Genomic DNA, 24,119 nt, shown 5'->3' with positions numbered 1-24,119 from the left:
CTTCTACTTAAAAAAATAATTGCTGCTTATCTATAACGGTAACCATTATGACAGCGACGACAGCCTTTTGCAGTCTCATCTATCAAGCGTCCAGCTTTGGTTAGGTCTCCATCTTTAATTTCGTCATCAATCTTTTCTAGATTAATAACAAAGCCTTCTAACAAGTGATCAAAACGTGCTTTACGAGTCCAAATTTCTGGCCTTGAACGGCTTTGAGGAAACTGCTCTCTTGAAGAAGGCAGATCAAACAAATCAGGTAAGCGATAAGAAAGAGTCACCAGTTGGTTAGAATAGATTAAAGCAGCTTCTCGATTAGTGCTTCTTTGGTTTACGATTTTAAACCTTAAAGCTTTAAAAAGCTGATCCATTTCATCAAAAGTATCGATGCGTAAGTTTACCTCTTCAGCACTAATGCCCTCGTCTAAAAGATCGGTTTCAGCAGGGCTAGCTGAAAACCAAACCACAAGAAACAAACAGGCTATAAGACGTAATCGATTTAGTAACATTCTTCTTAACTCACTCTTTTAAGCTTAATTCCCCAGAGCAAAGTAGGATTAAGACGCGGCATGTGTTGAGGATTAACATTGGCTACCAAAGCATACTGAGGGTCACTGGTGTCGCGCTCTTGCATACGCATAAATAATTGCCCTTTTTCATCCATAACACTCGTAACTTTAGGTGCGCGACTGTCTGAAGTACGCTTGACCACCACTCCTATTTCACCATTTTTTAACTTTACGCAGGCACCAGGTGGGTAAAGACCTAGCTCATTCAAGAAAACCCGGCTTAGTTTTTCATCAAATTGCTGCCCTCGTTCTAAGAAGATGGAGCGCAAGCTTTGTTGAGCACTAAGCCCAGGGCGATAAAGTCGACCACTGACAAGTGCTGAATAAACATCACCTAAAGCTACAATCCGTGCTTCTGCACGAATTTGATTACCTTTAAGTTTTTTAGGGTAGCCAGTACCATTAATTTTTTCATGGTGTTGAAACACAATTTGCAGCCACAGCTTATCGGTAACACCTGCTTCACTCAGCATTTTTACACCCACTAAAGGGTGCTGGTCTACTTTTTTACGTTGTTCTTTATCTAAGGGTTGTGCTTGGCCATGCAAGCGCATTTGATAGCCATTCATACCAATGTTTTGGGTTAAAGAAGCAGCCAGCATAGAAAGCTGAACTTTTTGCGGTATCTGTAAGGTTTTACCGATTAAAGCAGCCATAACGGTAACATGCAGAGGATGCTGAATAATGTATTCATGTTGACGGTTTAAATGCACTGCCCCCAAAACAGCATCACTGTTTAAAATGACCAGCCCTTGAATTTGGGTAGCCATTTCATAAAACTTACGCTCTACCTCACCTGGTTTAACACGCTGCTCATCGATGCGTTCAAAAAGTGTTTTTAGCTGATAGCCTAATTCATCTAATTCAGCAAAAGGGTTAGTATTTTCAGCAAATTTAACGGGTTGAGGTTCGTCTGGTGGTGGGCCTTGCTCAGCATCATTTCCGGGTTTACCTAGCTTTTCTCGGTGGCCATTCATGAGCAGGTTATCTAGCTTACGCTGGTTATCAACGAGTGCGCCTTCTTTCATCAATAGCTGACCACTGGCACTATAAACTGTCCAAGGTAATTTAAGCCCTAGCTCGAGCTCATCTTCTTGTAATGGGTGTAAATGATGGTCTTTAGACATTAGTTTTTTTGCTTCTGTTCTTGTAATTGAGCATCTTGCCAAGCTTCAATGCTTGGATAACCAGCTTCTAACGCCTGTTCTTCTAATAAAGCGGAATAACGCCCAATAAAAGCGAACAAAGCAACGACTAGCAAACAAAGGGTTAAGGCCACATGCAACACAGGCATTTTAGGTAGGCCCAAACGCTGAATAATTTGCTGTCGTGAAGGTGGCCACCATAAAAAACCAACTAAAGCTAAAGCCACGCCCGATAAAAAATAAAAGCCAGTCAGCCAGAAGCCTATTAAAATAAGTGAACAGCCAAAAAACCAGCCGAGTCCTGTAGTTATTCTACCATCCATTATACCTAGCCTTTTGTTTATACTGCCCAGAATGCTACCCTTGCATGGAACAAAGTCAACTGGAAGCCGAAAAATTGAATATATTTAAAACTGCAACCTACACTCTTGATGAGCTTAAAAAACGTCAGTCAGTTGCGCTCAGTTTAGCCCTACAAGCGGGTGAACTAATGCAAAAAGCTCGCCAAACAGGTGACTTTAGCCAAAGTTATAAAGGCCATGAAGAACTAGTTACCAGTGCTGACAAAGAAATAGATGACTTTCTGTGTCGTGAACTTCAAGCAGCTTTTCCTGAAGATAAAATTCTTAGTGAAGAAAATGATACCGATAGCGAGAACGCAGAGAAAGTTGAAGGGCTTTGGATACTAGACCCCATTGATGGAACCATCAACTTTGCTCACGGTCAGCCGCATGTTGCAGTATCTATAGGGTTTTATTCTAAAGGTGTTCCCCAAGTAGGTGTTGTACACTCGCCTTTTTTACAAGAAACTTTTACAGCCATTAAAGGTCAGGGTGCTTTTTTAAATCAAGAAGCTATTAAAGTTAGCGGTTTAAACAAGTTACGACCTGCACTTATTGCGACAGGTTTTCCTTACGATAAAAGCCAACTTAGGCACTTAATTGATCGTTTAGCCACTATTTTACCAGAATGCCAAGACCTGCGCCGTTGTGGTTCTGCAGCTTTAGATATCTGTCATGTTGCAAATGGTAGCTTAGATGGCTATTACGAAAGTTTAAGTCTATGGGATTTTGCAGCAGCAGTCCTTATAGCAGAAGAAGCCGGTGCTAAGCTAAGTCACCTTTACCCTAGCGAATACACCTCTTTTTACCTAGATACCCGTGATTGGGTTATTACTACGCCTGCGATTCATGATGAACTGGTGCAACTATTATTAGCATCTGACAGCAACTAGCTACTTTTAACATCTAACCTAAACAGGGTCACCATAAGCACTGACTCGCTTACTAGTTGTGGCTATTAAGCGAGTAAACTTAGCTGGATAGTCGGTAAAAATCCCCTTCACTCCCCAACTAATAAGTTCTTCTGCTCGCTCAACAGAGTTAACGGTATAAACGTACACTTCCAAGCCTAGCTCGCGAATACTAGCAATAATTGTTGGATTTAAACTAGCTACATCAGCTAAATGAATGGATCTAACTTGGTAGTTGCGAACTTCATCACGCCAATGCTTTGTTAAGGTTTCATACAAAAGAGCGCGGGGAATATTGGGTGCTAACTGTTTAGCTGCCTGCAAAGCAGTAAAATCGAAGCTAGATATCACCAAGTTAAGTGCTGGACTCTTTTCTAACACCTCTAAGCTGCGTTTTAATGTTAGTTCACCTAACCCTTTAGCAGCCGGCTTAATTTCTAAATTTAATCCCATCCCTAATTGGTGAATTAGCTTAGCTGCCTGCTCAAGGGTGGCTATAGGTGCTGAGGCTTCTTTACTCCCCACCGGCGCAGCCACTTGCAAGTTTTGCATGCGTTTCCAAGGCGTATCTTTTACTAAAAGAGGAACTTCTGCAGATAAAACTAAGACTGGGTCATGGAATATAATAGGTACTTGATCAGCAGTCAGCATAACATCGAGTTCAACCCATTGGGCACCCTGCTCAGCGGCTAACTGAATTGCGCGCAGTGTATTCTCTGGTGCTGTGCCCTTTGCACCTCTATGTGCAATCACTAAACTCATCAACATGAGCAGACATTTAAAATTTTAGTTAACATTCAATAAACGACTCTAAAATCCAACTACTTGGAGACAGGCATGGCACGCCCTCTTGTTGCAGAAATTAACTTAGCTGCACTGCGTCATAATTATCAACTGGCATTGAGTCAGTCTGCAACCTCTTCTGCACTGGCAGTGGTCAAAGCTAATGCCTATGGGCATGGTGCTGTTAAAGTTGCCAAAACCTTAGCTGACCTTGCCCCAGCCTTTGCAGTGGCTAGTATAGAAGAAGCCAATGAGTTGGTAACTGCAGGTATTACACAACCCATAACCTTATTAGAAGGTTTTTTTGATGCTAGCGAATTACCCACTATTTTTGCTAACAGCTATCAACCGCTCATTCATAACCACTGGCAAGTAACAGAGTTAATTCATTACCTAGCTGAGCATCCACAAGCTAAAGCAAGTTTAAGCCTTTGGTTAAAAGTAGACACAGGCATGCACCGCTTAGGTTTTTCACCAGAGCAAACGGCAGATATTTACACCCAATTAAAAGACTTAGCTGCCATTAAAGAAATAACCCTAACCAGCCACTTTGCCTGTGCCGATGATTTAACCAGCCAAGCCACCAACCAACAACTAAAACTTTTAACTGATTTACAAAAACAACTCGCCTGCCCTATCAGCATTGCCAATTCACCTGCCACCCTTGGCTGGCCAGCTAGCCAAACTGGTTATTTGCGTCCAGGCATTATGCTCTATGGTGCATCGCCTTTTGCTCCCGGTCACTTATTAGGCGACCAGTTACAAACAGTTATGACCTTAAAAAGCCAGCTGATTAGTGTTCGGGATTTACCAGCCGGTGAACCCGTAGGCTATGGCGCACGTTTTGTAACCCAAAAACCTACGCGCATAGGTGTTGTTGCCTGCGGCTATGGTGATGGCTATCCACGCCAAGCTATTGACGGTACTCCCGCCTTGGTTAAGGGTATTAAGTGCCAACTGGCAGGTCGTGTATCTATGGATATGCTAACCCTAGACTTAACCAACTGTCCTAACGCACAAGTAGGCGACGAGGTAATTCTTTGGGGTGAAAACTTATCGGTTAATGAAGTAGCCAGCTATTGCGACACCATCAGCTATACCCTGTTGACCTGCCTACTGCCCCGTGTGAAGCGCCAATATATAAATGATGTAAGCGAAGAATAGGTAAAGATTAAACCATGAAAATAGCTGCCAATATCAGCCTAATGTTCAATGACCTACCCTTACAAGAGCGCCCCTCAAAAGCGGCTGAGCTTGGCTTTCAAGGCATTGAAGTACAGTTTCCGTACGAGTTACCAGTAGAAACCTGGCAAGCTTTACTTGCAGAAGCTGATCTGCCACTTATCTTGGTTAACTTGCCAGCTGGTGACTTGATGCAAGGTGGTGATGGACTAGCCTGCCACCCAAAACGCCAAAATGAGTTTATCCAAGCATTAGAATTAAGCCTGCCGTATATAGAAAAGCTGCAACCTGAGGTTGTCAATATTTTAGCTGGCAGACAAGTAGCTGGTTTTAGTGAACAAGCCTGCTTAAACCAGCTAATCAAAAACATCAGCCTAGCCTGCAAAACCCTAGCCGACTACCCAATAACGGTTAGCTGTGAACCCATTAATAACCTAGACCAACCCAACTACTTAATTTCAAGAGCGAGTGACTGGCAAGCCTTAGCTAAGCAGGTAAACCAACCCAACTTTGGTTTACAGTTAGACTTGTATCATGCAGCTAGAATGCAAGAACCTCTAACTCAGCTGCTAGATGAATATGCAGCTGCTCTTGCACACATACAGTTTGCCGACTACCCAGGGCGCAGTCATCCAGGCAGTGGTGAAATAGATTTACAAGCTATCTTTAACCAGCTGAAGCAACTAGGTTATTCAGGTTGGTTAGCAGCAGAGTTTCCTTCCGCTTCAACAGACAGTTACGCTTGGCTCACCCAGCTTAAATATAACCCCTAAGAAAACAAGGTTTTGTACGCAATCTCCTACAAGAAGCTACGCAATTACATCTACACTCAACACCAAGATCTCTCTAACATAGGTTCTGAGCTTTAGGACATGGAGTCCAGCTGCTCAACAGGCAAGAATCTCAATAGCAGTTGAGAAGTACACAGACTAATAAAGTCTGCTGTCTGCGCCCCGCTTAAGCGGGGCGTTTCGCTTTCTAAAGCCCAGAAAAAACACAAGATACAAAAATTTAATCACCTGTTTAGTTTTTTTAGATTGGATTTAGTTAAACTACTAGGCGAAAATCCCAATTAAAGCTTAAGTGGCAATTTAACTAACTCAATTTTTCGAGGTGAAAAATGCATATAGTAATTTTTGGTCGTCCTGGCTGCCCATTTTGTGTAAGAGCCGTAGAGCTAGCAGAAAAGCTAGAAGCCTCTCAAGGTGCTACTCACCGTTATATCGATATTCATGCCGAAGGTATTTCACAAGCAGACATGGAAAAAACTATCGGTAAGCCAGTCAATACCGTTCCACAAATTTTCTTCGATAAAACCCACATAGGTGGTTATACCGAAATGGAAGCCCACGCAAAAAGCCAAGGTTGGATTTAACCCCTTTCTTGTCTGCTAAGTAAAATAAAAGCCGCAATCTAATAGAAGATGCGGCTTTTTGCTATTCTAGCCCTTAAAAATTAGCCACCTTACACTTTTGGATACCCAGTAATGCTTAGCTACCGTCACAGTTTTCATGCTGGCAACTTTGCCGACCTACTCAAACACCTCACCCTTAGCTATCTACTTAATTACCTTAATCGCAAAGACAAGCCCTACTTTTATTTAGACACCCATGCAGGTGCAGGCTTATATTCACTGCATTCACCAGAGGCAGAGAAAACAGCAGAGTTTCGTGAAGGTATAGAAAGGTTGTTTTTAAGCCAACCCAAACACCCTCTTTTAAAAGAATTTAAAACACTTATTAGCAGCTTCAATTCAGCTAGTCGATTAGATTTCTACCCAGGCTCACCTGCTATAGCAGCAAAACTAATGCGGCCAACCGATAGACTGGTACTGCATGAACTACACCCAAAAGATAACCAAAAGCTAACCAACAACTTTCAAAAAGATAAGCGGGTTAGAATAGAAGCTAGTGATGGTTTTGCTGCATTAAAAGCGCAACTACCGCCCATTGAAAGACGTGGTTTAATCTTTATTGATCCTTCTTACGAAGTTAAAGCCGATTACGACCTACTCATAAAAGCTGTAAAAAATGGTTTAGAACGCTTTGCCACAGGCACCTATGCTATTTGGTATCCTGTACTCCAAGCTCAAGCAACCAATGCTTGGATAAAGCGCTTTCAAAAAGCAGGACTACCCAACTTATTAAGAGTTGAACACTTGCCTTTACCCTTAACCAGCGGCCGAGGCATGACTGGTAGCGGCATGTTAATCATCAATCCACCCTACTGCCTAGCTACAGATTTTAAGAGCCTACTACCCGAACTTAATGCGTTGCTAATGCAAGGAACTCAAGGCAAATTCCTGCTAGAAGAACTCATTTGAAGCCAAAAGCAGACAGTTGACCTGTATTAGACTTTTTGTGCAATGCACAAGAAAAGGCTTTCAATTACATAATAAAGCAGTTATTGTCTTTTCCGAACCTAAAAACACACATCAGTGGTACTCGCTTACCGCTCCTTTCCTCAACCTAAGAAGAGCAGGAGACAACTATGTCTAAAAAAGGTTATGTAGCAACAGCCGGCGGTTTTTGTGTCGCAATCAGCAGTACAGCTGTGACTGAAGAAACCAACATCAAAGAAAAGGCTGTTAATCCTACTAACACTGCTACGGAAAGCCCTTCATCCTCAAGTCACTCAGCTGCAGTTAACGCAATTAAAAAGTCAGCCTAAACACCCAAGCACTGCTCACCGTGCAACAACCCTAGGTATATCAGACCAAGCCGTTGTGTAAGCAGGTGAGCAGGCCTTTTGTTTAGTATGCCAGGCAGCAACCTTACGTTTAGCCCCCATTACCAAAGTATCGCGACCTTGTTGCTCATTAATGCTATCCATAACATCCATTAAACGCTGGTTTCTTGCGCGCAGTTCAGCAGTTTTGGATTCATCTAAAAGCGATAACTGGGCAGAAGATGAGTCTGTTAAGTCCATCAGCTGCACGCCAGCCTTATGGTAAAAGTAACCTTTACGCCAAATTCTCCTTAAAAGCTTTTGTGCAGCCTGCAACATTTCAGACGTATCAGAGGTTGGCTCATCAAACACCCAAACCAATGAATCACTATGCTGGGGTTTATCTTGGTTAAAGGGATTTGTTCTAATAAATACCGTCATAGCCTTGGCCACACTCTTTTGCTTTCTAAGCCTTTGCGCAGCACGGTTAACATGACTACGAATAGCTTCAGCTACATCCAACACTTCAGCACTTGCTTGACCAAAAGAACGAGAAACAACCAACTGCTTACGCGACTTAACCTGTTGAGTAGATGGCTGACAGCTTATTCCACGCAACTCTAACTGGGTACGCTGTAAAGTAACCGAGAAACGCTGCTTAATTAAATCTTCAGAAGATTCACGCAACTGCCAAGCAGTATTAATACCTAGTGACTGTAAACGCTCAGATAATTTTGCACCTATACCCCATACATCGCCTATAGCTGTCTGTTTTAATAAACTTTCTGTTTCTTTAGAATCTGGCTCTAACAAGTAGAACCTCTGACCTTCTGGCAGCTTTTTTGCAACCCGGTTAGCCAACTTAGCTAAAGTACGCGTTGGAGCAACTCCCACACCCACGGGTAAATGCACCTCTTTAGCTACGGTCTTTTCAATCGACTGACCTAGCTCGCGTAGCGTGTCAGTAAAAAATCCAGGCAAGGCAACAAAAGACTCATCAATAGAATAAGGCTCAACTTCATCTGAAAAGCGCCCTAATACATCATTGAATCGGCGACTCATATCCGCATAAAGTGCATAGTTAGAACTCATAAGCACCGCACGGTAACGCCTTACAAGGTGGTTAAGCTTATAAGTTGGCCTACCCATTTCTACACCCAAAGCTTTTAACTCATCACTTCTAGCGATAACACAACCATCATTATTAGAAAGCACAGCAACAGGCCGGCCAATGAGTCTAGGAGCAAAAGCACGCTCGCAACTTACATAAAAATTATTAACATCAACCAAGGCAACCCACTTACGATCTGCGGTGCCTCTTCTAATCGACAGGCCAGTGACGTATTCTGCTGTTAGCATTACAAAACTCCTTACTGTTCTTTTAAACAGTATATTTATTTATACAGTATTGTTTTAATTGTTCTTTACTATCAACTTGTTAGGATTAATAGTGTTAAGTAAAAATAAATTGGAAATTAAAGAAAAAAAAGGTCCTTTTTTTATGCCCCTTGGGGGCGCAGGTGAGATAGGTGCAAACTTCTATCTGTATGGTAGTCAAGGATATTGGATAGCCGTTGACTGCGGACAAGGTTTTATCAATAACCCCAGCGGTGATCCACAGGTTTTGATCCCAGACATACAAGCAGCCAAAGATAACGGTATAAAAATACAAGCCATATTAATTACCCACGGGCATGAAGATCATATAGGTGCTTTACCGCATCTTTGGAAAAAACTTAAATGCCCTGTTTATTCAGCCCCCTTCGCCTTAGAGCTGATAGCTTCACGCATAAAAGATAAACGCCTACTTAGTCAGTTACATAGCATAGAGCCCCTAAAAACCAATCAATTCGGCCCTTTTAGTGTTGAATGGATTCCCGTTACCCACTCTATACCCGAGGCTAACGGCTTATTTATACAGGTTGCAGGTCGTAATCTTTACCATACGGGTGACTGGAAGCTAGACCCAGCGCCAGTGCTAGGTAAAACAACTGCCACCCAGCGTTTACAAGCCATAGGTAAGCAAGGCATAGACGTTATTATTGGTGACTCTACTAATGCACCTTTAACAGGACACAGCGAATCAGAAACCCGTGTACAAAAAGGTCTGCTAGACATGATTCGCCCCCTGCCCAACCGTGTATTGGTGACCTGTTTTGCTAGTAATTTAGCCCGCATCTATAGCTTGGGTAAAATTGCCCAGCAAACTAAGCGGCAAGTCACCCTTTTAGGTAGAAGCATGCAGCGGATTCATGGCATAGGTAAAAAACTCGACTACCTAAATGACTTTCCAGAACTAGTAGCAGCCCAAGAGCTAGGCTACCTACCCCGCCATGAGCAGTTAATTATTTGTACAGGTAGCCAAGGTGAACCGAAAGCAGCGCTGGCCAGACTAGCTGAAGGCAAGCACCAGTTTTTGGAATTAGAAGCAGGTGATCATGTTATTTTTTCTTCAAAGACCATTCCTGGTAATGAAGAAGCCGTAGAACGCCTAACAGAACAGCTTGCCGCACGCGGTATTCAGCTATTAACTGATGAAGATGGCCTTATTCATGCTTCTGGGCACCCTGCTCAAGATGAAATTAAACAGCTCTATGAATGGCTACGACCTAAACACCTACTCGCTATGCATGGTGAAGATTATCACCAAGATGCCCACTGCGACTTTGCAAAAAGCCTAGATATTAATTCTAAATCAGTAAAAGACGGTGAAATTTATGATCTTTCCGCAGCACCAAGGCTAATGGATGCAATAGATATCCCCTTGATTCAAATAGAAAATAGATAATTTACAAATATTGTAGAAAAGCCTTGACGCAAAATATTCTGGTGGTAATATACGCCCCGTGTTGGAGGGTTGGCTGAGTGGTCGAAAGCACCGGTCTTGAAAACCGACGAGGGTGTGAGCCCTCCCAGAGTTCGAATCTCTGGCCCTCCACCAACTTATTCTTTAAGCCCTTGATTTATCAGGGGCTTTTTTTTGCCTAAAATTCTATCAGGCCACTAAACAGGCCATAATTAAATTTCTTACAGCTAACCTTTAACCACTAAAGGCAAGCCAGCAACGGTTAATACCACTTTCTCACACACTTCAGCCAAACGCTGATGCAGCAACCCTGCCCTATCACCAAAAGCTCTAGAAAGAGCATCTATTGGCATAATGCCTAAACCTGTCTCATTGCCCACCATAATTAACTCTGCTTGCCCACCAGCGGCAACTATTTCCACTAGCTCATCTAATACCCCATCTACTTTTTCCAACAAAGCCTCACTTAAAGGCGCTTCACATAGCAACTGAGTTAACCAAAGCGTTAAGCAATCTAAAAGAATTACCTTAGGCTGCTGCATCAGCTTGGCAAGCTGCTTGGGCAAGTCTGCATCAAACACTTCTAAAGTAACCCAGTCAGCAGGTCGGTAAGCCTGGTGCTGCTGAATACGTGCTTGCATTTCATCATCACCAGCCCTTGCTGTAGCAATATAAATGACTGGCAAGCCTGTTATTTTAGCCAAGCTTTCTGCATAACGGCTTTTACCTGAACGCACACCACCTAAAACAAGCTGACGCATAGCCACTCCAAAATAAATAAATGATTATCAAAACCCTTACCTATGCGATATTCTAAAAAAAACAGACTGTTAAACTGGCTTTATCAACGTTCTAACCAATAAATACCTAACCAAAAAAAGGTTCTTTTTAGTGGCAAGCTCTCGCCTATTTTTTCTGTCATTTTTCTTGTGCATCTTTAGTTTAAGTGCACTAGCCTCGCCTATCATCAATATCAATCAAGACACAACAAAGTTAAAAAATTACTCTATCGAATATTTTATCGACACTTCACAAACAATGAAGTTTGAACAATTGCGTAACCAAACCTTTCACCCAACCAACAGCACCACCACACTAGGCAATCAAGCATCGGTTACTTGGTATCGAATAAAACTACACAACCAAGAAAAACAACAGCAAAAACTTTACCTGCATCTACCTAAAGCTTATCACTTACGTTCAGTAGCCATATTTGAAGAATCTTCCTCTTTAATAAACCAAGCTTCGATCGATCTAAACACTGCCAACAACCACCCTTTAATGTACCAAGGCACAGTGGTTTACCCCTTCACACTGCCAGCACAAACCACCACTAGTTTATACATTAAAAGCCACGCCTATTCGCACCAATGGTTTGCGGCAGAGATTTACGACGATGAACAATCTAAAAAAGCCCTAGTGGGTGGGCATTTAGATATTGCCCTACTGGTTGGCATGCTGGCCGCACTTGTCTTCTATAATAGCCTGCTCTACCTAGCCACTAGCAAAAAAGAAAATATCCTCTACTCGCTTTACCTAATTTCAGGTCAGGTCTGGATAGCCCTTGCCTACGGGTTAATTAGCAAAACCTTTAATGTCTATGGTGATTGGGTGTTTATGCTTAACTTAACGGTTTTCACCATGCCTATTTTTTTAGTCTTGTTTATGATGGCTATTTTTGAAACCTCACAAACCTACCCTAAAGAACATAAAGGCTTACAAGCTATTCTAGTCTTATTGGTTCTGGGGTTTGCCTATGGCCTGTTTGATATTTCCAGTGCATTAAAATACGCCAGCAGCCTAGCGTTAATCATGATGCTAGTCACCTTTTCCGTTAGCATTTCCTTATTCCGCAAAGGCAATCCGCTGGTTAAATACTTTTTAATCGGCCATACCTTCTTTGTTATTTTTAATGCCTATGCCGTGTTGTATTACAAAGGCTTAATAGAACCCAACTATGTAAACAGCCACGGTGTAGGTATAGGCATAGTGCTAGAAGCACTAACCCTAGCCTTTATTATTTCTCACCGCATAAAAATATTAGAAAGCATTCGTGCCAAACAAGCCGAGCTAACCAAACAAGCATCTACCGACCCTCTAACCCAGCTGTATAACCGCCGTTATTTTTTAGTAGAAGCCAGCCACCTAGTTGAGAAAGCACAGCAAAATACCAGCCACCTATCGGTTATGATGCTCGATATAGACCACTTCAAAGCTATCAATGACCAACATGGGCATAAAACAGGTGATTTAGTGTTAATCCAAGTCGCCAACCTATTTAATACTCTTAGCCGAGAGCAAGATTTAATCGCCCGTTTTGGTGGTGAAGAGTTTGTTATTCTTCTGCCCAGCGCTGACTCTAATGCAGCCAAAGAATGTGCCGAACGCATTCGCCAAGGTATAGAAGCACACAGCATTGTTATAGATGAAAAAACCAACCTTAAAATAACCATCAGTATTGGCGTTGCAGAAATGAATATTGCCAACCAAGAATCCATTGAAAGCACTATCAACCGGGCCGATGAAGCCCTTTACCTAGCCAAAGCCCAAGGTAGAAACCAAGTAAACCTAGCTGAATTACAAAAAGATTTGTAACAGAGCGCAAAAAACACTCTAGTCCATGTTGTTTTTTGTGAGCTTTGAGAGAAATGAGACTGACACAATAAAAAACCATCTCAGTCTGTTTAAATGCGGCATTCTATCTCTCGTCTTGTAGAAACAAGCTAGTTTAGTTGTTGGCTTATGAAATTTTGTGTAACAATTTTACAGGTCATGAGTTAGTATAAACCTTACCTAGCAACAGCCAAAGCTTGACCGTATTTTTTATTAAGGCACCATCACTAAATGTTAAAAAAATACCTATTTTTTCTTCTTCTCTGGGTACTAACACTTTTAGCCTCATTTATTTACAATCATAATGCTGCTTACCAAGAAACCCTTAGAAACGCTAGCACTGCTGCTAAAGCTACTGTTGATAGAGATATCAGCTTTAGAAGCTGGGCTGCAAAAAAAGGTGGTGTTTATGTGTTAGCCAATCCAGACAGTGACATTAACCCTTACTTGGTTCATCCACTCAAAAACCTAACCACTCAACAAGACCTTAACCTCACCCTACTCAACCCAGCTTACTTAATGCGAGACTTGCAAGAACAGTCAGTCACCAACTTAGGGATTAAAACACAGCTCATCAGCAGCAACCCTATTAACCCCAATAACCAAGCCGATGCCTGGGAAGAAAAAGTGCTAGCCGGCTTCACTGATCAACAAGATATGGTTAGTGATCTGGTAGAGATAGATAATCAAACCTATTACAAAAGTATCCACCCCTTTTATGTAGAAGCTGAATGCCTGAGCTGCCATGCTCATCAAGGCTATAAGGTAGGCGAAGTTAGAGGTGGAATTACTGCTTCAGTTTTATTAACCCCCTACCTCGCCAACTTTAAACAGCATAAATACCAGCTTTTAGTTACCCACCTAGGTGTAGGCCTTTTGGGTATCCTTGGTTTATATGCTAGCTATTTGCGCGAGAAAAAGAACAAGCAGACGCAAGAGGCATACCTACAAGAACTGCAACTAGCGGCACAGGTATTTGAACAGTCCTATGATGCCATCATTATCACCGACCAAAACGGTAAAATAGTTGATCTAAACACCGCCTTCGAGCGTATTTCTGGCTATAAAAAGTCTGAACTCTTAGGCAAAAGCCCCAATTTGCTTAAATCTAACCAACAAGACGCAGAAACCTACCAAGAAATTGAGAAGGCGCTAGCTTATAAAGGGCACTGGCAGGGTGAGCTGTGGAGCAAAAAAAGTAACGGTAAACCTTATGCGGTTACTTTGTCTGTCAATACAATTTACAATGAAAAACTCCCTAAAGAAATTACCAACTACCTAGCCGTAGCCGCTGATATTACTCATATAAAAGACAACGAAAAACAACTGCAATTTCTTGCCCACTACGACACCCTAACCAACTTGCCTAATGAGCGGCTAATAACCCAACAGCTTCGTGAAGCTATTATTCAAGCAAACGAACAAAATACCCAACTTGCCGTGGTTTATTTTGACTTAGATAGCTTTAAAAAAATTAACGATAAGTACGGGCATGAAACGGGCGATCAGCTACTAGTTGAATTAACCAAGCGTATAAAAAGGCTGCTTAAACCAGAAGACTTGTTTGGTAGATTAAGCGGTGACGAATTTATCTTAGTTTTTACCCAGCTTGAAAACATTCAGCAGTCTACCGATTTACTCAATGAACTACTGGCAACCATTGCCAAGCGTAGCTTAGCTAATGATGAAGTCATAAAAGTGACAGCAAGCCTTGGCGTTACCTACTACCCACAAGACCCAAGCGATACAGAACAGTTAATACGCCATGCAGACCAAGCCATGTATGCCGCCAAGCAACAAGGCAAAAACTGCTTTGAGGTTTTTGATCCTCAGCTCGACTTAAACCTGCGCAACTTATCAACCAAGGCAAAAGAGGTTCAAAAAGCACTCGATAACAGTGAATTTGAACTGTATTACCAACCTAAAATTAATAGCCTAACCAACCAGGTTATAGGTGCTGAAGCACTGATACGCTGGAACCACCCAGTTAAAGGGCTTTTAGCACCCGGGTTATTTTTGCCAGATATTAGTAATCATACTATTATGCAGCAGGTTAGCTATTGGGTAATGCAAACTGCAGCCAAACAGCTTAATGAATGGCAGCAAGCTGGTATTCTATGCCCCATCAGTATAAATATGGATTCTAATTTATTGCATGAACCTGAGTTTATAAATAACTTAAAACAAGTATTTATTGACTACCCATTAGTCAACCCTAATAACCTTGAAATAGAAGTGTTAGAAAACATTGCCGTTGAAGACTTAGAAAAAACATCAGAAATTTTATTACAAATAAGGCAGCAAGGTGTACTTATTTCGATTGATGACTTTGGTACTGGCTATTCTTCTTTAAGCTACCTTAAACACCTGCCAGTCAACACACTAAAAATAGACCAAAGCTTTGTACGCAACTTAATAGATGATGCAGATGACCTAGCGATAGTTAAAGGCGTTATAAGCATGGCAGACACCTTTAAATTAGCCGTTATCGCTGAAGGGGTAGAAACCCAACAACATGGTCTACGCTTACAAGAATTAGGCTGCAAGTGGGTACAGGGCTACGGTATTAGCCGCCCTCTACCTAAAGAACAATTTTTACTCTGGCTAGAGCAATGGAATACCCAAGCTCGCTGGCTGAACTAGGAAAATATTTATGAACCAAGAAACTGAACTTAAACGCTTTTTATGTAGCCAATGTGCAGATGCAGACAACCTAGGCTTTGATTTTACTATGGCATTTCAGCCCATAGTTAACTGCCAAACTCAAGAAATTTTTGGTTACGAAGCTTTAGTGCGTGGCGTGAATAATGAATCTGCCTACTCCATTATTTCGCAAGTAAACGATGACAACCGCTATATTTTTGACCAACTTTGCCGCATTAAAGCCATAGAGCTAGCTGCCCGCCTAAAAATAACCACTATGCTTAGCATTAACTTTTTGCCTAATGCCATTTACAAGCCCGAACGCTGCATAAGAACCACCTTAGAGGCAGCCCATAAATACAACTTCCCTACTGAAAACATTATGTTTGAGTTTACAGAAGTGGAAAAGTTAGAAGATAACAACCACATACGCACTGTGGTTGAGTACTACCAATCTCTAGGCTTTAAAACAGCTACTGATGACTTTGGTTCAGGCTATTCTGGCTTAAACCTACTGGCAGATTTTCAAACCGATATTATCAAGCTAGATATGGAGCTTATTCGCAATATAGCTAGCAGCACAGTTCGCCAGCATATAGTTAAAAACTGTTTAAGCATGTTTAAAGACTTAGGTGTTCAACCCCTAGCAGAAGGCATAGAAACTGAAGAAGAATACCTATGGCTAAAAAATGCAGGTATAGAGCTGATGCAAGGCTACTACTTTGCAAAACCTGCATTTGAAAGCCTACCAGAAGTGACTTTTTAACTACCGCAACCACCACAGCAATTACCATCTTCACCATGAACAGCTAAATTAAAGCCACTGGCTAGAACGGCTTCTTTTAGCTTGTCTAAAGAAGTAACTGTTTCATCAAAGCTAACCGCTACATTTTGGTTGGCTAGAGATGCCTTAGCACTCGTCACACCACCTATATCGCCTAGTGCTTTGTTAATAGTAGCTACGCAGTCTTCACCCTGCATATTCGCAATTTTAATCGTTCCAAGTTCCATAATTTAACCCTCTTAAGTTAATCAACAGCAAACCTATACTATAAAGGTATCTTTAGTCACAGCAAGCTTCCAAAGAGGCTTTTTCTAGGTAGCCTTATAGAAATTAAGTGATAGGCTGTATAATCTGCCTAAAAACTCAATATCTAGCTCTAGTTAAGGAGTAACCCGCTTGGATGCCATCGCCACCCCTGCTGCTGTAGAAGATTTTTTAAAACGCTGGAAAGGAAATGCCGGAAGTGAACGCTCTAACTTTCAATCCTTTATTCGTGACCTTTGCACCCTGTTAGACCTTCCTCACCCTGAGCCGGGTGAAAGTGAAGCTAGTCAAAACGCTTATGTTTTTGAACGTTTTATTGCACCCCAGCGTGCCGACTCCACTACCGAAAAGCGTTTTATTGACCTCTACAAGCGTGACCACTTTGTACTAGAAGGCAAACAAACCGGCAAAGAGCTCGCCACACGCACTCACCAAAACGCCATTAATGCAGCCGTTGCCCAAGCCGAACGCTATGTACGCGGCTTACCAAAAAATGAAATAAAACAAGGCCGCCCACCTTTTATTATTGTGGTGGATGTTGGCAACGCCATTTATACCTATTCGGAATTTACCCGAACCGGCGGTAATTACGTTGCTTATCCTGACCCTCGCCACCACGAAATTAAGCTAGACGATCTACACAAGCCCGAAATACAAGAGCGTTTACGCAAATTATGGCAAGACCCAGACAGTCTAGACCCAAGCAAACACACGGCTAAAGTCACTCGCCAAGTCAGTAATAAACTGGCACAACTAGCCAAATCGTTAGAACAAAGCGGTTATGACGTTGAGCGGGTAGCCAGCTTTTTAAAACGCTGCTTATTTACCATGTTTGCAGAAGATGTTGACCTTTTACCTGCCTCTTCTTTTCATGACCTACTGGTTGATATTAAAAATAAAAACCCTGAAGCCTTCCCCCATGCACTAAAAGCTCTTTGGGAAACCATGAATACGGGTGGCTACAGCGAACGCTTAATGATTAATGTTAAATGCTTTAATGGTGGGCTGTTCAAAGGTATAGACCCCATAGCACTAGACACCAACCAAATTCAACTGCTAATAGATGCCGCCAATGCTGACTGGCGTTACGTTGAACCTGCCATTTTTGGTACTTTGTTAGAACGCGCCCTAGACCCAAGAGAACGCCACAAGTTAGGCGCACACTACACGCCCCGCGCCTATGTAGAACGCTTAGTAATGCCAACGCTAATAGACCCTTTACGCGAACAATGGGGTGATATTCGAGCCGCTGCGGAAACCTTATTACGCCAAGGCAAACAAGACAAAGCACTAGAAGAAGTTAAAGCCTTTCATTTTCAGCTTTGCCAAACCCGTGTGCTAGACCCAGCTTGCGGCAGTGCCAACTTTTTATACGTTGCGCTAGAACACATGAAGCGTTTAGAAGGCGAAGTATTAGCTTTTATTGCTGAATTAAGTGGTGGGCAAAGCGCCTTAGATGCCGAAGGTTTAACCGTTAGCCCACACCAATTTTTAGGTTTAGAAATTAACACCCGAGCCGCACAAATTGCCGAACTGGTGCTATGGATAGGCTATTTACAGTGGCATTACCGTTTAAATGGCAACCTAAACATTCCTGAACCCATTCTTAAAGACTTTAAAAACATTGAATGCCGTGATGCCCTAATTGACTACGACAGCCGAAAAGCTTTGTTAGATGACAGCGGCAACCCAGTGACTATTTGGGACGGTATTAGCATGAAAGCCAGCCCCACTACGGGCGAGTTAATTCCAGATGAAACAGGGCGAGCGACAGTTTACAACTACCAAAACCCACGCCCAGCGCACTGGCCAGATGCAGAATATATTATTGGTAATCCGCCGTTTATTGGTAACAAGCGACTTAGAAATGCCCTAGGTGACGGCTATGTAGATGCTATTCGTCAGGTATATAAAGGTTCTGTTCCAGAGTCAGCCGACTTCGTTATGTTCTGGTGGCATATCGCTGCTGAAAAATCCCGACTAGGTGAAGTTAATCGCTTTGGTTTTATAACCACTAATAGCATTAAGCAGACTTTTAATCGTCGTGTTATAGAGCCTCACCTTCATAATACAAAAAAACCTCTTTCATTGTTGTACGCTATTCCAGATCATCCTTGGGTAGACGGTAATGATGGTGCAGCAGTAAGAATAGCGATGACTGTTGGTGCTAAAGGTGAGTTGTCAGGCGCACTTTTTACCCTAACCTCTGAATCTGAAAGTGAAGATGGAAGCCGCTTAGTCAACCTGAAACAGCAAAAAGGCAAACTATTTTCAGACCTTAATATAGGTGCAGATATTGCTAGTGCTGTTATTTTGCAATCCAATAATTTAATCAGTAACCGTGGCATGATTCCGCATGGCGAAGGCTTTTTAGTTACTCATGAGCAAGGCAAGAACCTAGATAAGGGTGCTTTGATGCGCCCTTATAGAAATGGACGCGATTTAGCTAGCAAACCACGCGGTGTATTAGTTCTTGACACCTTTGACTTAGAAGAAGAGCAACTAAAAGAACAATACCCAGAAACATGGCAATGGCTTTTTGAACGTGTAAAACCCGACCGTGACGAAAACAAAAGAAAGTCAGTGCGTGAAAGATGGTGGCGCTTTGCTGAACCAAGAAAAGTTTTACGTGCTGCTCACGAAGGTTTAACAAAGTACATAGCTACTGTCCAAACTTCTAAACACAGATACTTCACTTTTCTTAATTCTGAAATTGTGCCTGATGATAAACTTATCGCCATTGCTCTAAGTGATGCGCAATGTTTAGGAGTTTTATCTAGCCGAGTTAGTATGCTTTGGGCTTTAGTTGCTGGCGGTGCTCTTGGTGCTGGTAATGACCCTGTTTACAACAAAGGTAAATGCTTTGAAGCTTTTCCTTTCCCTACTTTAAATGATGAACAGTCAGTAAAAATAGCCAAGCTTGCTGAACAAATCGACACCCACCGTAAGCGCCAGCAAGCAGCACACCCTAATTTAACATTAACAGGTATGTACAACGTCTTAGAAAAGCTTAGAGCAGGCGAAGAACTCACTGAAAAAGATAAAACCACTCATCAAGAGGGTTTGCTGTCTTTGTTGCGCGAACTCCACGACGACCTAGACACCGCAGTATTTGAAGCTTACGGCTGGTCAGACTTAGCCGAAAAGCTAGTCGGCAAGCCTGGTGCAACAACACCGTTACCTGACAAGCCAGCCGAACAAGCCGAAGCAGAAGAGGAGCTGCTCATGCGCTTGGTAGCACTAAACAAACAACGTGCTGAAGAAGAAGCCAAAGGTATTGTTCGCTGGTTACGCCCAGACTATCAAGCACCCGATGACGTTCAAGAGCAAGCCGACCTTGCACTTGAAACCGTTGCCGCCAGCAAACCAAAAGCTATTGCAGCCAAAGATAAAGCCAGCTTCCCTAAAACACTACCAGAACAGTTAAAAGTGCTTCGTGAAGCCCTAACCGAAGGCTCCTACACTTTAGAAAGCTTAGCTGAAACCTTTAAACGCAAACCCACCAAATCAATTGAAGAAGGCTTACAATCGTTAGCAGCAGTGGGCTTAGCAGAATACGAAACAACCACCCAAACTTGGCATTTGGTTTAATAAAATGACTTATAAAGACTTGAACCCTGACAAAGCTCTAATTTGGCGAATTACTCATAGAGACAACCTGCCTTGGATACTTGAGAATGGATTACATGCAGCAAATAGTCCAATCCACTCGAACAGCTGGGAAATTATTGGTAACATTGACCTAATTAATAAACGAGCCACGCGCCAAGTACCTATTTCTCCAGGTGGCTATCTTAACGACTACATTCCTTTTTATTTCACTCCTTTTTCGCCTATGCTGTATAACATACATACTGGGCGTGGGGGTGTTCGCAAGGTTGAGAACTCTAAGATTATCATTCTAGTGTCTAGCCTGTACCATCTGCATAGCTTAGGACTGCCTTTCGTATTCACAGACCGTCATGCTTATTCAATTACAGCTAATTACTTCAATAAGCTAGATAGTCTAAATGCTATAAATTGGCCATTGCTACAGGTAAGAAATTTTCAAAGAGACCCTAATGATCCAGAAAAGATTGAGCGTTACCAAGCTGAAGCTCTTATTCCTAAAAAGCTACCTGTAGAAGGTTTGTTAGGCGTTGTTTGCTATACAGAATCAACTCAACAGACAGTACAAAAGCATGTCGAAGATCCTGGTATTCCACTTAAAGTTATTTGTCGCCCAAACTGGTTTTTTTAGGAGCTTAAATGATTAGTTATACTCAAGGCAACTTGTTAGAAGCTAAGGTAGAGGCTTTAGTTAATACAGTTAATACCGTTGGTGTTATGGGTAAAGGCATAGCGCTAATGTTTAAAGAGCGTTTTCCTGACAACATGAAAGCCTATGCTAAAGCTTGTAAGGATAAAGAAGTAAAAACTGGCAAGATGTTTGTAACAGAAACTAATGAACTTTTAGCACCGCGCTGGATAATCAACTTTCCAACTAAGCAGCACTGGCGTTCTAAATCACAAATGCAATGGATTATTGATGGCCTAGCTGATTTACGTTGTTTTATAATAGCAAACAACGTGCAATCTATTGCAATACCACCCTTAGGTGCTGGTAATGGTGGTTTAAATTGGTCTGAAGTTAAACAGCATATAGAAGAAGCACTCTTTGATTTAGAGAATGTAGATATTTTTATTTATGAACCTACTTATGAATATCAAAACATAAGGAAAGCTAGTGGCTTTGAGAAGCTAACGCCTGCTCGAGCACTTATTGCTGAACTAGTACGCCGTTATTGGATACTGGGAATGGAGTGCAGTCTATTAGAAATTCAAAAACTTGCCTGGTTTTTAGAAAGAGCTATTGAATCACAAAAATTAACTAACCCATTAAACTTGAAGTTTAATGCTAAAAACTACGGCCCTTATGCTGATAAATTACGTCATTTACTCGATGGTTTAGATGGTAGCTACCTTATAAGTGACAAGCGTATTAGTGATTGTGGTCCACACGATGTAATCTGGTTTAATGATAGTAAGTATAATCAACTAAAAAGTTACCTAGAAAATGAAGCAAAAGATTACTTACCAGCCTTAGAAAAAACCACTCAGCTAATTGATGGGTTTGAATCACCTTTTGGTATGGAGTTACTTTCTACGGTTGATTGGTTAATAAGCCAGCAACAAGTGGCGGCTACTGCACCAGCACTATTAGATGGGCTAGCTAATTGGCCAGCGGGTAAATACTGGGCAGACCGAAAGCTTAAAATTTTTAGCCGAGCAAGGTTAGACTTAGCCTTAACACGCCTAAATCAAATACCACTAGATGCCAGTACCAGCCACTAAAATTTAAAGCTCCACGCCTTTTTGCGCTATTACCCCAGCGTGGAAGGCGTGTTTAATTTCTTTATGTTCTGAAACTGTATCGGCAGCGGCGATGAGTTCGTCTCTGGCACCACGGCCAGTAATGACTACATGCTGCATAGCTGGGCGATTAGCTAGGGCATCTAATACATCTTGCATAGCAATGTAGTTGTATTTTAGAGCGATATTCAGCTCATCTAATACCACTAAATCAACTTTCTCATCTTCTAAAAAAGCCTTAGCCTGCGCCCAACCTTTAGCAGCGGTGGCTAGGTCTTTTTCTAAATCTTGCGTATCCCAAGTGTAGCCTTGACCCATTACATGGTAGCTAACTTCGGGGAAACGGCGAAAAAAAGCTTCTTCTCCCGTACTAAAGCTGCCTTTAATAAATTGCACTATGCCCACTTGCATACCATGACCTAGCGCACGGGCCGCCATACCAAAGCCAGCGGTACTTTTACCTTTACCATTGCCGGTATGCACTACCACTACACCGCGTTCTGTGGTGGCTTGAGCAATTTTACTATCGACTATTTCCTTGTGGCGTTCCATACGCTTTTTATGGCGTTCAGGTTTGCTTGATTCTGTCATAACTACCTCTGTTAACAAGCCCTTAACTACTAGGTAATTAAGGGCTTGTTTATTTAAGCTTAGAAATCTAAACGCGCACCCAACTGCCAAGTGCGAGTAAAGTTTACTGGGTAAATATTATTATCACTAATCCAGATGCCATTACCTTTATCAAAAATATTATCTACCTTAGCAAATAAGGTTACCTGCTCTAACTTATGGCTGTAGCCTAAATTTGTAAGGTTATAGGCTTGCTGCTTTTGACTAAAATTATTCTCGAAATCATTGGCTGCATAGGCTTTACTACGCCAAACTTGGGTTAACATCACAGTAGATTTTTCAGTAATTGCATAATCTAGGCTTAAAGAAACGTTGTGCTCTGAAACGCCTGGTAGATCTTTACCATTATAAGCGCCAGCACCTTCATCTTCTTTGTCTATTTTAGCGATAACCCAAGCATAGTTTAGGTTAGTACTTAATTGCTCGGTGATTTGCCACTGGTCTTGAATTTCCAAACCATACTTATATGATTTATCAATGTTAGTATTTTTATCATTTGGCGAAGGCGCACTATAGTAGTAAATCTCATCTGTTAACTTAGTATAAAAAGCCGTTACTTTAAGCTTGTTGGCTTCTGTTAAGTGGTTTAAACCCAAGTTAAGGGTTTTAGTTTTGGCTGGATCAATAAAACCATTAAAAATAGTTTTATCATAAGCCCAAAAGCTGTCTAATTCATTTTTAAAAAAACGATCAATATCAGGTGCTTGGTAAGCTTGATTCAGGTTAATAAAACCACTCAACTCTTGGGTAAACTGCTGATTAAAGCCTACATCCCAGGCAGTTAGCTTGTGATCATCTTTTAACACGCTTGTTCCGTCATTGTATTTATAATCAACTTTCTCATGACGGGCACCCGCACTAACTAAACTAGAGCCAAACTTATATTGCCCTAGTACAAAACCAGCTAGATTAGCTTTGGTAGTTTTGTTTTCTGCATTGTACTGTGAAGCCGCTTGTTGTCTTTCGCCATCAAAACCTTGAACTCCAAAAATCAAGCTAAGGTCTGAATCTTTGTATTTTAATGCTAAATCAGTCGAATTATATTCGTATTCAGAGGGTTTGCCAGAGCCATACTGCGATTCTTTATCCTCCCTATGATGATCTACAACTAGCTGCAAGCCTTCAGTTAGATCAACACTTGCTCCAACAGAAAGCTTGGATTCAACTTGCTAGTGCAACAGCCTGTAATTCTTCAAACAATACTTCATTTGGTGTTTTCATTCCAAGTGTTTTCCTAGGTCGGTTATTTAAACGATGCATAATGAATTCAAAATGCTCATCATCTAAGTGCTTAAAGCATGAACCTTTGGGGCAGTATTGACGTATTAAGCCATTTGTATTTTCATTCAATCCACGTTGCCAAGAAGCATAAGGGTCTGCAAAGTAAAAGTCACAATTCAGTGCTTTTGCAATGGCTTGATGCTCAGCAAAC

23 protein-coding genes and 1 tRNA gene are annotated in these 24,119 nt (G+C 41.8%); 14 read left to right on the top strand and 10 right to left on the bottom strand.

Translation table 11 applies throughout. From position 1 onward, the window contains the following. Positions 1-26: 26 nt before the first annotated feature. From BP27_RS0110110 to BP27_RS0110100, 3 genes are read right to left on the bottom strand one after another with little or no spacing between them, the layout of a single operon-like run. Positions 27-506 carry a cytochrome c gene (locus BP27_RS0110110; protein ID WP_027851451.1) on the bottom strand — a complete coding sequence of 160 codons (480 nt, stop codon included), beginning with the start codon at positions 504-506 and terminating at the stop codon, positions 27-29. Positions 507-511: 5 nt separating this feature from the next. Beyond that, entirely contained in the window at positions 512-1,693 is a 1,182-nt protein-coding gene (locus BP27_RS16785; RefSeq protein ID WP_051610506.1) for an HD-GYP domain-containing protein, read from the bottom strand. Continuing rightward, a complete protein-coding gene (locus BP27_RS0110100; protein ID WP_027851450.1) occupies positions 1,693-2,034 on the bottom strand; it encodes a hypothetical protein in 342 nt (113 codons plus the stop codon). Before BP27_RS0110100 ends, BP27_RS16785 begins: the two co-directional genes overlap by 1 nt. Positions 2,035-2,108: 74 nt before the next feature. Between BP27_RS0110100 and BP27_RS15940 the strand changes: the two genes are divergently transcribed. After that, the gene (locus BP27_RS15940) at positions 2,109-2,945 is read left to right on the top strand and encodes an inositol monophosphatase family protein (protein ID WP_245597837.1); all 837 of its coding nucleotides are present in this window, start codon (positions 2,109-2,111) and stop codon (positions 2,943-2,945) included. Positions 2,946-2,963: 18 nt separating this feature from the next. On the opposite strand, the gene BP27_RS0110090 is transcribed toward BP27_RS15940, so the two are convergent. Beyond that, positions 2,964-3,731 carry a glycerophosphodiester phosphodiesterase gene (locus BP27_RS0110090; RefSeq protein WP_084324579.1) on the bottom strand — a complete coding sequence of 256 codons (768 nt, stop codon included), beginning with the start codon at positions 3,729-3,731 and terminating at the stop codon, positions 2,964-2,966. Positions 3,732-3,800: 69 nt separating this feature from the next. Between BP27_RS0110090 and alr the strand changes: the two genes are divergently transcribed. The 5 genes from alr to BP27_RS0110065 all read left to right on the top strand — a co-directional run bounded on the left by alr (position 3,801) and on the right by BP27_RS0110065 (position 7,598). Continuing rightward, positions 3,801-4,910 (top strand): alanine racemase, encoded by a 1,110-nt coding sequence (gene alr, locus BP27_RS0110085; RefSeq protein WP_027851448.1) that lies wholly within the window; start codon positions 3,801-3,803, stop codon positions 4,908-4,910. A 14-nt stretch (positions 4,911-4,924) separates the two neighbouring features. Next, complete coding sequence (locus BP27_RS0110080) at positions 4,925-5,701, top strand: hydroxypyruvate isomerase family protein (protein WP_027851447.1); 777 nt, start codon at positions 4,925-4,927, stop codon at positions 5,699-5,701. 347 nt (positions 5,702-6,048) lie between these two features. Beyond that, positions 6,049-6,303 (top strand): GrxA family glutaredoxin, encoded by a 255-nt coding sequence (locus tag BP27_RS0110075; RefSeq protein WP_027851446.1) that lies wholly within the window; start codon positions 6,049-6,051, stop codon positions 6,301-6,303. Between the two features lie 111 nt (positions 6,304-6,414). Beyond that, positions 6,415-7,251 carry a 23S rRNA (adenine(2030)-N(6))-methyltransferase RlmJ gene (locus tag BP27_RS0110070; RefSeq protein WP_027851445.1) on the top strand — a complete coding sequence of 279 codons (837 nt, stop codon included), beginning with the start codon at positions 6,415-6,417 and terminating at the stop codon, positions 7,249-7,251. A 167-nt stretch (positions 7,252-7,418) separates the two neighbouring features. Then, a complete protein-coding gene (locus BP27_RS0110065; protein ID WP_027851444.1) occupies positions 7,419-7,598 on the top strand; it encodes a hypothetical protein in 180 nt (59 codons plus the stop codon). 15 nt (positions 7,599-7,613) lie between these two features. Here the strand turns inward: BP27_RS0110065 and BP27_RS0110060 are convergent, their stop codons facing one another. Further along, positions 7,614-8,954 carry a Y-family DNA polymerase gene (locus BP27_RS0110060; protein WP_084324578.1) on the bottom strand — a complete coding sequence of 447 codons (1,341 nt, stop codon included), beginning with the start codon at positions 8,952-8,954 and terminating at the stop codon, positions 7,614-7,616. 142 nt (positions 8,955-9,096) lie between these two features. Between BP27_RS0110060 and BP27_RS15935 the strand changes: the two genes are divergently transcribed. Together BP27_RS15935 and BP27_RS0110050 are read left to right on the top strand one after the other, a co-directional pair. Next, entirely contained in the window at positions 9,097-10,383 is a 1,287-nt protein-coding gene (locus BP27_RS15935) for a ribonuclease J (protein ID WP_150112049.1), read from the top strand. Positions 10,384-10,446: 63 nt separating this feature from the next. Continuing rightward, positions 10,447-10,536 (top strand) — tRNA-Ser (locus BP27_RS0110050). Between the two features lie 92 nt (positions 10,537-10,628). On the opposite strand, the gene cobU is transcribed toward BP27_RS0110050, so the two are convergent. After that, entirely contained in the window at positions 10,629-11,162 is a 534-nt protein-coding gene (gene cobU / locus BP27_RS0110045; RefSeq protein WP_027851442.1) for a bifunctional adenosylcobinamide kinase/adenosylcobinamide-phosphate guanylyltransferase, read from the bottom strand. A 130-nt stretch (positions 11,163-11,292) separates the two neighbouring features. Between cobU and BP27_RS0110040 the strand changes: the two genes are divergently transcribed. From BP27_RS0110040 to BP27_RS0110030, 3 genes are all read left to right on the top strand, one after another. Next, the gene (locus BP27_RS0110040) at positions 11,293-12,996 is read left to right on the top strand and encodes a sensor domain-containing diguanylate cyclase (protein WP_027851441.1); all 1,704 of its coding nucleotides are present in this window, start codon (positions 11,293-11,295) and stop codon (positions 12,994-12,996) included. A gap of 249 nt (positions 12,997-13,245) precedes the next feature. Next, positions 13,246-15,657 (top strand): EAL domain-containing protein, encoded by a 2,412-nt coding sequence (locus BP27_RS15930; RefSeq protein ID WP_051610504.1) that lies wholly within the window; start codon positions 13,246-13,248, stop codon positions 15,655-15,657. 10 nt (positions 15,658-15,667) lie between these two features. Further along, a complete protein-coding gene (locus tag BP27_RS0110030) occupies positions 15,668-16,423 on the top strand; it encodes an EAL domain-containing protein (protein ID WP_027851440.1) in 756 nt (251 codons plus the stop codon). Here BP27_RS0110030 and BP27_RS0110025 read toward each other — a convergent pair. Beyond that, positions 16,420-16,668, bottom strand: coding sequence for a heavy-metal-associated domain-containing protein (locus tag BP27_RS0110025; protein ID WP_027851439.1), 249 nt, complete (start codon positions 16,666-16,668; stop codon positions 16,420-16,422). The genes BP27_RS0110030 and BP27_RS0110025 overlap by 4 nt on opposite strands. Positions 16,669-16,837: 169 nt before the next feature. Between BP27_RS0110025 and BP27_RS0110020 the strand changes: the two genes are divergently transcribed. Genes BP27_RS0110020 through darG form a run of 3 tightly spaced genes read left to right on the top strand, consistent with a single transcriptional unit; the run spans position 16,838 to position 22,039 of the window. Further along, on the top strand, positions 16,838-20,296 hold the full coding sequence (locus tag BP27_RS0110020; RefSeq protein WP_027851438.1) for a class I SAM-dependent DNA methyltransferase: 3,459 nt from the start codon (positions 16,838-16,840) through the stop codon (positions 20,294-20,296). Positions 20,297-20,300: 4 nt separating this feature from the next. After that, positions 20,301-20,945 carry a type II toxin-antitoxin system toxin DNA ADP-ribosyl transferase DarT gene (darT, locus tag BP27_RS0110015; RefSeq protein ID WP_027851437.1) on the top strand — a complete coding sequence of 215 codons (645 nt, stop codon included), beginning with the start codon at positions 20,301-20,303 and terminating at the stop codon, positions 20,943-20,945. Between the two features lie 8 nt (positions 20,946-20,953). Then, complete coding sequence (darG, locus tag BP27_RS0110010; RefSeq protein ID WP_027851436.1) at positions 20,954-22,039, top strand: type II toxin-antitoxin system antitoxin DNA ADP-ribosyl glycohydrolase DarG; 1,086 nt, start codon at positions 20,954-20,956, stop codon at positions 22,037-22,039. Between the two features lie 3 nt (positions 22,040-22,042). Here the strand turns inward: darG and cobO are convergent, their stop codons facing one another. The 3 genes from cobO to BP27_RS0109995 form a co-directional block, all read right to left on the bottom strand. Beyond that, positions 22,043-22,648, bottom strand: a complete 606-nt coding sequence (gene cobO, locus BP27_RS0110005; RefSeq protein WP_027851435.1) for a cob(I)yrinic acid a,c-diamide adenosyltransferase — start codon at positions 22,646-22,648, stop codon at positions 22,043-22,045. 59 nt (positions 22,649-22,707) lie between these two features. Beyond that, positions 22,708-23,805 carry a TonB-dependent receptor gene (locus tag BP27_RS15925; RefSeq protein ID WP_051610503.1) on the bottom strand — a complete coding sequence of 366 codons (1,098 nt, stop codon included), beginning with the start codon at positions 23,803-23,805 and terminating at the stop codon, positions 22,708-22,710. Between the two features lie 43 nt (positions 23,806-23,848). Then, positions 23,849-24,119: IS30 family transposase (locus BP27_RS0109995; RefSeq protein ID WP_027851434.1), on the bottom strand; the 271-nt coding region annotated here is incomplete at its 5' end.

It is taken from the genome of Marinospirillum insulare DSM 21763, assembly GCF_000686905.1.
Taxonomy (GTDB): domain Bacteria; phylum Pseudomonadota; class Gammaproteobacteria; order Pseudomonadales; family Halomonadaceae; genus Marinospirillum; species Marinospirillum insulare.
The sequence above is the reverse complement of the archived record's forward strand: the minus strand, read 5'-3'. Positions and strand labels throughout refer to the sequence as shown.

Bases quoted from the DNA above. Each gene is read 5' to 3' on its own strand.
- darG (WP_027851436.1), top strand. From the start codon at position 20,954: ATGATTAGTTATACTCAAGGCAACTTGTTAGAAGCTAAGGTAGAGGCT.
- BP27_RS0110110 (WP_027851451.1), bottom strand. From the start codon at position 506: ATGTTACTAAATCGATTACGTCTTATAGCCTGTTTGTTTCTTGTGGTT.
- BP27_RS16785 (WP_051610506.1), bottom strand. From the start codon at position 1,693: ATGTCTAAAGACCATCATTTACACCCATTACAAGAAGATGAGCTCGAG.
- cobU (WP_027851442.1), bottom strand. From the start codon at position 11,162: ATGCGTCAGCTTGTTTTAGGTGGTGTGCGTTCAGGTAAAAGCCGTTAT.
- alr (WP_027851448.1), top strand. From the start codon at position 3,801: ATGGCACGCCCTCTTGTTGCAGAAATTAACTTAGCTGCACTGCGTCAT.
- BP27_RS0110080 (WP_027851447.1), top strand. From the start codon at position 4,925: ATGAAAATAGCTGCCAATATCAGCCTAATGTTCAATGACCTACCCTTA.
- BP27_RS0110100 (WP_027851450.1), bottom strand. From the start codon at position 2,034: ATGGATGGTAGAATAACTACAGGACTCGGCTGGTTTTTTGGCTGTTCA.
- cobO (WP_027851435.1), bottom strand. From the start codon at position 22,648: ATGACAGAATCAAGCAAACCTGAACGCCATAAAAAGCGTATGGAACGC.
- BP27_RS0110030 (WP_027851440.1), top strand. From the start codon at position 15,668: ATGAACCAAGAAACTGAACTTAAACGCTTTTTATGTAGCCAATGTGCA.
- BP27_RS15935 (WP_150112049.1), top strand. From the start codon at position 9,097: ATGCCCCTTGGGGGCGCAGGTGAGATAGGTGCAAACTTCTATCTGTAT.
- BP27_RS0110075 (WP_027851446.1), top strand. From the start codon at position 6,049: ATGCATATAGTAATTTTTGGTCGTCCTGGCTGCCCATTTTGTGTAAGA.
- BP27_RS15930 (WP_051610504.1), top strand. From the start codon at position 13,246: ATGTTAAAAAAATACCTATTTTTTCTTCTTCTCTGGGTACTAACACTT.
- BP27_RS0110090 (WP_084324579.1), bottom strand. From the start codon at position 3,731: ATGTTGATGAGTTTAGTGATTGCACATAGAGGTGCAAAGGGCACAGCA.
- BP27_RS0110065 (WP_027851444.1), top strand. From the start codon at position 7,419: ATGTCTAAAAAAGGTTATGTAGCAACAGCCGGCGGTTTTTGTGTCGCA.
- BP27_RS0110060 (WP_084324578.1), bottom strand. From the start codon at position 8,954: ATGCTAACAGCAGAATACGTCACTGGCCTGTCGATTAGAAGAGGCACC.
- BP27_RS0110070 (WP_027851445.1), top strand. From the start codon at position 6,415: ATGCTTAGCTACCGTCACAGTTTTCATGCTGGCAACTTTGCCGACCTA.
- darT (WP_027851437.1), top strand. From the start codon at position 20,301: ATGACTTATAAAGACTTGAACCCTGACAAAGCTCTAATTTGGCGAATT.
- BP27_RS0110025 (WP_027851439.1), bottom strand. From the start codon at position 16,668: ATGGAACTTGGAACGATTAAAATTGCGAATATGCAGGGTGAAGACTGC.